Genomic DNA, 10,040 nt, shown 5'->3' with positions numbered 1-10,040 from the left:
TCTCCCAGGTCAGCAAAACCCGGGGAGAGTGACATTCCAACTTTGCAGGATCAGGACACTTTAACTTTGCGGCTACATACAAGGATCGCATAATATACATTATGGAACTATCGGATTTGCCGGAAAACATGGATTGCGGCTGATCCTTGCCTTGCCGCGCTTGACCCGGCCTCCCGCGAAACGCGTGCGCGACGCAAACCTCAGCGCAACAGTTACCCCGGGAACGGTCGATGCAGTTGAGTCGCCTACAATGTAATCCAACTCTGGTTCGGTCATGGACGTTTCCGATGCCCACTTCACCCTGCGAAAGATACCTCAGCATATGCGATAAGAGCGGACATAAGCGTTTTCGCCCGTCTCGTCTCCTTCGCGCAGCCAACGACAACCGGCATGATGCCGATCACCTGTTCGTCGCCACTCCTGAGAGCGCTACGATATCCCTTCCTCGCGAACGCATGCCAGCGATCGAAATCGGATCGGCCTTGTCCATGCTGGCAGCGGTAGTCCTCGCTACCTACGTAGAGCTAGAGGTCATTACCGGCACACTGAACCAGGTGGTCGACGGGTTGTTCGTCGAGGTATCGTCGGTCCTCTGGTGACGTCACACGGCCATTGGTGCGGAGCAATGATTCCGAACCAACGTCCACCGCCGCATCGATCTCGGCCTCCTTATACGCTCCAAAGGAGCTTGGCGGATGAGATGTCTCTGCCCGAATGGGTCAACGGCCTCTCGCGACATGCATGCCGTTTCAGTTAATCCTGGCGCCTCCTGCAGAGAAGAGGTGGATCTTCTCTCCTTTTGGCGCGAGGTGGACCTGCTGTTCAGGGCGAAGGTCCGCGCGTCGATGCAGAACAATAGCGGCCGTCTGCGTGCCGACGCGCACCGAAAGATGGGTTTCAGCGCCTGTCGGCTCAACCGTCAGGACCGTTGCTGGAATGCCCGTTTCGGCAAGCTCGAGGTCTTCCGGGCGGATGCCGTAGGTTCGGGCTTCTTTGCCGCCCAGGAACCCCGGTAGCGGCAGGGAAAGCCCGCCCTCGATACGGAAGCCACCGTCGCCGATGTCGCCTTCAAAAAGGTTCATCGCAGGCGAGCCGATGAAGGTTGCGACGAAGGTGTTATCTGGGCGGTCGTAGAGGTCCAGCGGTTTGCCGATCTGCTCGATGCGGCCAGCGCGCATGACGACGATCTTGTCGGCCATGGTCATAGCCTCGATCTGGTCGTGCGTGACGTAGACGATGGTGGTACCGAGCCGCTGGTGCAATTCCTTGATTTCGCTGCGCATCGTCACGCGCAGCTTGGCATCGAGATTGGACAGCGGCTCGTCGAACAGGAACACCTTCGGATGGCGGACAATTGCGCGCCCCATTGCCACGCGCTGGCGCTGGCCACCGGAGAGCTGCTTCGGCAAGCGATCGAGCAGCGGTTCCAGCGCCAGAATACCGGCGGCTTCCCTGACAAGCCGGTCGATCGTCGCCCTGTCGCGGCCCTGCAGTTTCAGGGCAAAGCCCATGTTCTCGGCGACCGTCATGTGCGGATAGAGTGCGTAGCTCTGGAACACCATGGCGATGTCCCGCTCCTTCGGCGCCACCTCGTTGACGATGCGCCCGTCGATGCGGATCTCGCCCCCGCTGATGTCCTCCAGCCCCGCCAGCATGCGCAGAAGCGTGGACTTGCCGCAGCCGGACGGGCCGACGAGCGTGACGAACTCGCCATCCTCGATATTCACGGAAACGCCGTGGATGACGGAGGCTGCCCCATATTGCTTCAAAACGCGATCGATCGTTACCGATGCCATTGTCTTCCTCCCTTAAAGCTTGAGTTGCCAGATTTTTGCACTGGCGGCGGCACCGGTTAGCGTCGCCGAACGAGCGGCGGAAAAACCCGGAATGCGCTTCGTGCCGGTCCAGCGGCCGTTGTCGGCGAACACCTCGATGGAACCTGCGTCGAGAAAGATGCGCAGCTCCGAAGGCTTGGCGCCGGATGCGAGGTATCGCGGCGGCTCTTTGCCAGTGCCGGCGTCAAAGAGGATCGCCAGGCCGTCGCCATCAAGCTTCACGCCAAGCTTGACGTCCGGGTGATCGAAGGCGAGTTCAAACGCAGCGCCGGGCTCGGGCAGCGAGAGCACGATCTCCACCGCGCCGCTTTTGAGCGGAACTGTCTCGCCGGCGGCGAGCGCCGCTTCGTCGAGCAGCATGTGGCGGAGGCTTTCCGCTGCGACGCTCGGCGGCGTCAGAACGGCATCTCCGTCGAGAAGCACACGACGCGGCAGCGTCATGGCGGTCGGGAAATCGTCTTTCTTGGAAAAATCCGTCCAGTTGGCGAGCCAAGCGATGCCGACCGGCTCGTCGCCGTCGACGAAGGCCTGGAAGGCATAGGCGTCGGAGCCGAAATCCAGCTCCTGTTCGAACTCGGCCAGGAATTTGCGGCCGTCGAAGCGGCCCACCGTCACGGAGGTGAGGTTGCGCCGGCCGGTGGCCGGCTCCCTACTGGTGAGCAGACCGAAGATCAGCGCCCAACGGGTATCCGGATCGTCCGCCTTCCCACCGAGCGGCACCATGCAGGGGCATTCCGCTGCGGTCATACCAAAACGGTCCTCGCGATGAATGATGCCGAGAAAGGTCCAGCCGGCAGCGCCTTTCGGGTCCGTCGTCTCATAGAGCAGAACGACGCCGCCCGACCTGTCGCGGCTGCCGAGCAGCATCTTCCAGCGGCCGTCCGGGCCCCTGAAAACATAGGGATCCCGGAAATCGGTGGTGAGGTTCAAGCCTTCCGGACGGACTGGCAGAACCACCTCGGATGCACCGGCGACGATGCCGTCGCGGCTGAGGGCGGAGAGCTGGATCTGCTCTTCCGGCTGCCGATCGCGAACGTGTTCGGTATAGAAGACGCGGATCTCCTCCCCCGCAGGCCCGGAAATGGGGATGGCCGAGCCGGAAAAGGCGCCGCCGCGGCCGTCGTCCCTTTCGGACAGATGATCCGCCGGAAAGAGGAACATCGGCAGGTGCGTCCAGTGGATCAGATCTGTCGAGACGGCGTGTCCCCAATGCATGGTGTTCCAGCGCAAACCGTGCGGATAGTGCTGGTAGAAGAGATGGCCGCGGCCGGCGAAACGGCCGAAACCGTTCGGGTCGTTCATCCAGCCGAAGGGCGGCCGGAAGTGGTAGCCGGCCGGCACCTGAGGCGGTGCGGTACGCATGTCGTGGTGCAACACGCGGATCCCCTCCTCCAGCACCGTCTGCGGATGGAATGCGTAGACCACTGAGAGCGCGGTCGTTTCCGCATCATAGGCAAGTACAGTGTGGCCACCGGTCCCGAGCGTCACCGCGAAGAATTCGAACTCCTCGGTGCGACGCGTGGACGGATCGGCGATGTCATTGCGCTCGACACTCACGAAGAGCTTCGCCTTGCCGCCAGTTTCGCGCGCCTTGATCCAGAGATGCAGCACCGTGCCGGCGGCAAACGCGGCCTCAATGATTTCAAGCGCGGGGCTCGCGAGTTTTGTTTGGGAAGTCATAGTCAACCTTTCACGGCGGAGCCGACGAACGAGCTTACGAACCAGCGCTGGAAGGCGAGGTAGAGAATGAGGACGGGGATCATCATCAGGACGGACGCGGCCATGGCGCGGTCCCAGTAGATGCTGTCCTGTCCAAAGAAGGTGGCAATTGCGACCGAGATCGGCCGTGCATGGTCGGTCTGCGTGACGAGTGTCGGCCAGAGATACTGGTTCCAGCTCTCGATCCCCATGAGGATCGACACCGTTGCGAGCGCCGGCAGGCTGAGCGGCATGTAGATCGAACGGTAGATGCGAAAGGCCGAGGCCCCGTCCATCTCCGCCGCTTCGTAGAGTTCCTTCGGCAGTTGCGCGAAGAACTGGTAGAAGAGGAAGACATAGAGCGGGCTTGCTACCCAGGGCAGGATCTGGACGGCAAAGGTGTCCGTCAGCCCTGCCCGCGACATCATGACGACGAGCGGCATGATGATGCTCTCCTGCGGGATAACATAGAGCGCGACCACAAGCGCAAGCAGGACCGCCTTGCCGCGCAGCGAGCCCCAGGCGAGCACAAAGCCTGCCATGGAGTTGATGATCAGTCCCGACACGACGGTGACGACGAGGATCACCAGCGAGTTGAACAGATAGCGGCCATAGGCAAGCTCGCCGGAGAAATTGGCGATCTCCCGGTAGTTCGAGAGCGTCGGCTCGCTCACCCAGAAGGCGCGGAAGCTGCCCATGTCCGCAAGGATGCGAAAGCGGTCGTCCTTGAGGCTGGCAATGAGCAGCATGAAGAGTGGCGAAATCATCACCAGAGCAATGATGAAGATGCATACGGTCTGGACGACGCGCAGGCCCGTCTTGCTGTTGCCCCGGGATATGGCCAGCGGGGCGGGCTGGCTGAGCACGAGATCAGACATCGAAGCGCCTCAGGAGTTTGCGCTGGAGAAGCGCGATCAGAAGAACGATGACGAAGAGAATGACGGAGACGGCAGAGGCATATCCGAGCTTCTGTTCCTCGAAACCGGCGCGCACCATGTAGTGCACCACGGTCTCCGTGCTTTCCTTCGGCCCGCCCTGGGTGAGGATTGCCACTTGGGTGTAGAGCTTGAAAGCCTGGATCGTCGTGATGACCAGCACGAAAACATGGGTGGGACGCAGGCCCGGCATGGTCACGTGCCAGAAACGACGGAGCGCGCTTGCCCCATCGATGCGGGCGGCGTCGTAAAGCTCTTCCGGAATGCCTTGCAGCCCGGCAAGGTAGATGATCATCTGGAAGCCATAGGCCTGCCAGGCCGACAGCAGCACGATCGAGAACATTGCCCAGTTCGGGTCGCCGAGCCAATCGATCGGCTGGATCGTGCCAGCGGACAAGAAGCCGACGATCTGGTTGAGCGGACCGCTCGGATACTGGAACAGCGTGCCCCAGATCACGCAGACGACGACCATGGAGGTGATCGCCGGCAGGAAGAACATGCCGCGCAGAAGATTGCGCATCGGCAGTTTCTGGTGGAGCAGCAGCGCCGTCAGGAAGGCCAGGCCGCACTGGACCGGGAGCACCCAGACCGTGAAGCGCGTGACGTTCCAGAGCGACGTCCAGAACAACGGATCGGTAAAGACGCGCTGAAAGTTCAGGAGGCCGACGAAGCGCACCGGCGTCGGGCGCGGCACGAGCGGCTGGTTGGTCATCGCCGTCCAGAAGGACAGAAGGAACGGCGTGATCAGGAAGACCGCGAGCAGCAGCACGGCGGGCGCGATCATTGCGACTTCCTGCCAAAATCGCTGCCGGTCACGTCGCCTGCCGGCGCGCGGAATGGCCGGCGCAGACGTCTGTTGCAAAGTCATGGTCTCCTCCTCATCGCTCATCCTCCCGAGATGGCGCAGGGCCGGTCAGAGTGACGGCCCTGCGATAACGCCTTATTGCTGTTCGTCGAACGGCGGATAGCCGGCGTTGTCCTCGATGTCCTGGTCGATCTTCCTGGCGGCGGCCGTCAGGGCTTCCTGTGCGTCGTCGCCGTTGAAGATCTTGTCGACCGCCTGCATGAAAGCGGAGGTGATCGTCGGATAGGCCGGGTGCGGCGGACGGGCGACCGCGGACTTCGAGGCCTGTTCGAAGGCGATAGCAAGTGGTCCGCCTTCAGCGTAGAGCGGGGATTCGGCGGCAAAGCTCTTGAGACCCGGATAGGCCGACTGGGTCTTGGCGTAGTCGCGATATTCCTTGTCCTTCAGAAGGAAGCTCAGGAACTTGCCCGCGGCCTCAGGATTTTCGGAGGTCGCCGAAATACCCCAGATCCAGGTGCCGTTCGGGCTGACGCCCTTCTCTCCGATTTTCGGAAGCGGCATGACGACGACATTGTCCTTCATCGCGGCGGCGGCTTCCGCATAGAACCAGTGTCCGCCCATGGCGAGTGCTGCCGGCTGGCCTTCGGCATAGAACTGGTTCGTGCCCGACGACGTCGGAACGACCCAGCCGTTCTTTACCCAGGTCTGCATCATGGTGAGCGCCTTGACGCAGGCTTCGCTGTCGAGCGTACCGCTCGCCTTCCACGCCTTGCGATCGATCAGATCGCAGCCGGCGCTTTCGAGCAGCGGGCCATAGGCGTAGGTGATCCACTCGGTCTTGATGCCGTAGCCGCGGAACGTGTCGATCGGCCACTTCACGCCCTCGAGCTTGGAGAGCTTTTCGAGATAGCCTTCGAATTCCTCGCGCGTCCAGGCGTCGTCGACGGATTTCGGGATGCGTGCGCCGATGGCTTCAAGATATTTCTTGTTGCCGTAGAGGACGACCGAGGAGTCGGTGAGGCCGATCGCATAGAGGTCCTTATCGATCGGATAGGTGCCCTGGGCGATGTTCGAGCCGGTCATGTCGTCAAGGACATCCTTATCGACGAGCGGCTTGATCGGCTGCAGGTATCCGGACCAGACGTAGTTGGCGAGGAACGGTGCGTCGAGTTCCATCACGTCCGGCAACTGCTTGGCCATGACGGCGGCGCTGAACTTCTCGTTATAGGCGTCGTGCGGCGCGTAGATCAGTTCGATGTCGACATCCGGATTGGCGTCCTCGAAGCGCTTGGCGACATCGCCATAGGCCTTCACCCAGCCCGGATCGCCCTGGTGCATGACATGAACGACGGTTTTTGCGTCGGCAATACCGGCGCTCCCCAAGAGCGCCGTGGCGGCGCAGAGTGCATTGCGTAAACGATTACCCAAGTGCGCAGTCATTGTTTTCTCCTCCTGTTGAATGCGATCATAAAACTGAATTTAGACGGATGCCCGCTCGACCAGATGGAAGGGCAACTGCCGCAGATGCGGCGGCTCAGGTTGCCCGGCGAGCAGGATCTCCATGGCAAGGCGGCCCATCGCGCGGTGCGGCAGGGCCATTGTCGTCAATGGCGGATCCAGCCGCGAGGCAAGCTCGACCTGGTTGTCGAAACTTGCCACCGCAATGTCGTCCGGGATGCGAAGGCCGGCACGCGCAAGCGCGGCATAGACCTCCATTGCCACCCGGTCGTTGCCGCACAGGATGGCGTCCGGCCGCTGACCGGAAAGAAGTGCCTCCACATGGGATGCGACAAGGCTTGGCGCGCGGTCGCTGTAAACGCTGCGGCGCACGGCCGGAAACACGCCGAGCGGGTCGATGCCTGCCTCCTCCAGCGCCGCACGAAAGCCCTTCTCGCGCAAGGAGCCGGCCAGAATGCCCGGCAAGTTGATGAAGGCGATACGGCGCCGGCCTGCGGCCAGCAGGTAACGCACGATCTCACGTGCCCCGCCCTCTTCGTCCGGGACCAGCGACGTGACACGGCCGGAGGCCTCGCGGCAGTTGATCATGACCCCGACGGAACCGGCCAGCGTTGGCGGCAGATCGACGTCCTTGTGATACATGGCGGCGTAGGCAACGGCGCGCGGCCGGAACTGCTGCACTTCGTCGAGCACCGAGCCAATCGACTGTCCGCTGCTGTGGTTGACAGCGAAGACGGCCATGCCGGCGCTGCGCGCAGCCCCATCGAGTCCTCGGACGATTTCGGTGGCGAAGGGCGAGGTGATCAACCCATCGGACACGACGCCGACCAGCGGAAGCCAGCCCTGACGCACGCCGCGCGCGGCCAGGTTCGTTACATAGCCGAGCTCCTCAGCAATCGCCTTGACCTTCTGACGGGTCTCGTCCGACATTCGAGCGGACCCGCCGTGCAATGCGCCGGAGACCGTCTTCACTGAGACGCCCGCGCGCTCCGCGATGTCAGAAAGGGAGATTGTCACGGCTGCTGACCTTGTTGGGTTATCGATTACCCATTAATTCAAACCCGGCCCCATTGTCAAGCGGTCACCCGATCGAAACGCCACCATAAGCCTTGGAAGATGATCGCTGCGTAGAGCTTTGCACCACGCCAAGACGGCGAACAACCCTCCGATGACGCGAAATAGAGGTTGGAACTTGGCTCAAGAGGGACGAAAGCCGCTGTGCGTCCCACTGCGACTTTCTGTTTCAGTCGGGGTCAGGCCTGCTCAGAATTGCTTTGCTGCCCTCACCCGTCCGCCAAGAGATTTCTGGCCGTCACCCTCGATGTCGAGAAGGAGGCTGGCGTCGAGCATCCAGAAATCGACGGTCTCCAGCGCCAGGCCGGCGGTCAGTGTGCCGTAGGCGCCGGAGCCGTCGAGACCGGCATAACCGGCTGTTGCACCGAGCTTCGGCGTCACAGTGGAGCCGTTCTCCAGGGTGAAGGAACGCGCGATCTCCGCCCCGAGACTCACTCGGAACTGTTCGGCGTCGAAGCCCTCGATGGTGATTTCGTCGCCCGCACCGTTGCGCACGCCATAGTCCTTGACCGTCTCGTTGAAGTAGACAGCCCGGAGCTCCGGCGTCAGCACCGTGGCCTCGTCGATTTGCCATTCGCCCATAATCGCCGTGTCGATCAACCAGCGTTTCGTGTCGAACGAACCGTCCCAGAAGGCTGTGTCGATGTCGTTCGCCGAGCCGCCATAGAGCAGGCTCGTATCCCAGAACACCCCCTTGCCGATTTCGAGCGAGGCATAGGGGCCGGCGAGCCAGCCGTTGCCCGTCAATTCGGCGTCCTCCTTCGTCGGATCGGTCATCCGGTCGAAATGGAGCGACAGGCCGACCAGCGCCTTTTCAGAAATCAGATAATCGGCGCCGAGATTGAGCATGGCGAAGCTGCCCCACTTGTCGTCGTTCTCGTCTCGCTTATGCGCCATCAGCGTGCCGTCGATCCAGACGTTGAACGGCGGGGCATAGCCGCCAGCAACACCGTCCGCACTGTTTCGCGCCGATTCCATTTGCGCAAGACTGGTTGCGAAGCTGGCCGTTATGCCATCTTCCGACGGCGTCATACGGGCGGTGATTGGATCCGTGGCGTTGTCCAGCTGCCGGCGTTCCAGAAGGCCCGGAACCCTGATCGACGAGGCGATCAGGCCCTGCCGGGTCTGGACGAAACCGTGCACGAGGTCATCAATGTTATCGGCGACCTCGGCAGGATTGTAGCCGATCTTGTAGGTCACCGTACCGGTGTTGGAGGCGCCTTGCGCGTTCATCAGCCTGAAGCCGACCCGCACGGTACCCGAGTAGGCCGGGTTCGGGATAAACTTCAGATACCAGCCGAGAGGCGTCGGACCCGCTGCGGCAAATTCACCCCGCACGATGCTCGCCTCGCCCGCATTGGCCGGTTCCACGAATGTGGGGCTCGCATCAGTGAACGGACCGCCAGTGGCGCCGGCCTCGAGGTTGACATTGACCGGCATGCTGCCCGACGGAACGTCGACTGTCTTGTCAGTGACGGTGACGGCGCGTGTTTTGACCGTCAGGGTGTAGCTTGCCGTTCCGGTGGTGCCGTGACCGTCACGCGCTTCGATGGTGAAGCTATAGTCCTTCGCCTCGGCTGCCGTATCGAGGGGACCCGTCAACTCGCCGGTGGAGATGTTGAGGATCATTCCGGCCGGCAACGTGCCGGATTTGAGACTGTACCTTAGCGCTCCCGCTCCCCCCGTTGCGAAGATCTGCTGGCTGTAAGCCTCACCAACCATGGCCTCGGGCAGCGCGCCGCCGGCGGGGCTGAACGTTATGGCCGAGGCTGCCACCGTGACCGTGACAGCGCTTGAGGTCGCAGCGGCATTGTTGCTATCACCGGAATATTCGGCGGTGATGAAATGCGCGCCGACGCTCAGCGCCGCGGTGCTGAAGGCGGCCGTGGTACCGGAGACGGAGCCGGTCCCAAGCGTCGTGGATCCGTTCTTGAAGGTGACGGTTCCCGTCGGTGACGCGCCGCCGACCAAGCTCGCCGTGAAGGTTACCGATGCGCCGAGCACCGGATTGTTGTTCGAGGCGGAGACCGTGACCGTCGGGGCGACCTGCCCGACCGTAACGGTGACGGCGGCCGAGGTCGCAGCGGCATTGTTGCCATCACCGGAATATTCGGCGGTGATGGAATGCACGCCAACGGCCAGCGCCGCGGTGCTGAACGTGGCCGTGGTGCCGGAGACGGAGCCGGTCCCAAGCGTCGTGGATCCGTTCTTGAAGGTGACGCTTCCCGTCGGTGA

General features: G+C 62.4%; 7 protein-coding genes. All 7 read right to left on the bottom strand.

Annotated features, from left to right (window positions below):
- Positions 1-749: 749 nt before the first annotated feature.
- Positions 750-1,796 (bottom strand): ABC transporter ATP-binding protein, encoded by a 1,047-nt coding sequence (locus AC070A_RS26795; RefSeq protein WP_057251135.1) that lies wholly within the window; start codon positions 1,794-1,796, stop codon positions 750-752.
- A gap of 12 nt (positions 1,797-1,808) precedes the next feature.
- Positions 1,809-3,515, bottom strand: coding sequence for a GH32 C-terminal domain-containing protein (locus tag AC070A_RS26790; protein WP_492383973.1), 1,707 nt, complete (start codon positions 3,513-3,515; stop codon positions 1,809-1,811).
- Positions 3,516-3,517: 2 nt separating this feature from the next.
- The gene (locus AC070A_RS26785) at positions 3,518-4,411 is read right to left on the bottom strand and encodes a carbohydrate ABC transporter permease (protein WP_113737759.1); all 894 of its coding nucleotides are present in this window, start codon (positions 4,409-4,411) and stop codon (positions 3,518-3,520) included.
- A complete protein-coding gene (locus tag AC070A_RS26780; RefSeq protein ID WP_113737760.1) occupies positions 4,404-5,336 on the bottom strand; it encodes a carbohydrate ABC transporter permease in 933 nt (310 codons plus the stop codon). Before AC070A_RS26780 ends, AC070A_RS26785 begins: the two co-directional genes overlap by 8 nt.
- A 72-nt stretch (positions 5,337-5,408) precedes the next feature.
- Positions 5,409-6,701, bottom strand: a complete 1,293-nt coding sequence (locus AC070A_RS26775) for an ABC transporter substrate-binding protein (RefSeq protein ID WP_162771024.1) — start codon at positions 6,699-6,701, stop codon at positions 5,409-5,411.
- 51 nt (positions 6,702-6,752) lie between these two features.
- Positions 6,753-7,748: a LacI family DNA-binding transcriptional regulator gene (locus AC070A_RS26770; RefSeq protein ID WP_113737762.1), complete on the bottom strand. Its 996-nt coding sequence runs from the start codon at positions 7,746-7,748 to the stop codon at positions 6,753-6,755.
- Positions 7,749-7,994: 246 nt separating this feature from the next.
- The coding region (locus AC070A_RS26765) for an Ig-like domain repeat protein (RefSeq protein ID WP_494773604.1) at positions 7,995-10,040 on the bottom strand (2,046 nt) is incomplete at its 5' end.

The organism is Ensifer sp. GW101-20A05 (assembly GCF_059424735.1).
The sequence above is the reverse complement of the archived record's forward strand: the minus strand, read 5'-3'. Positions and strand labels throughout refer to the sequence as shown.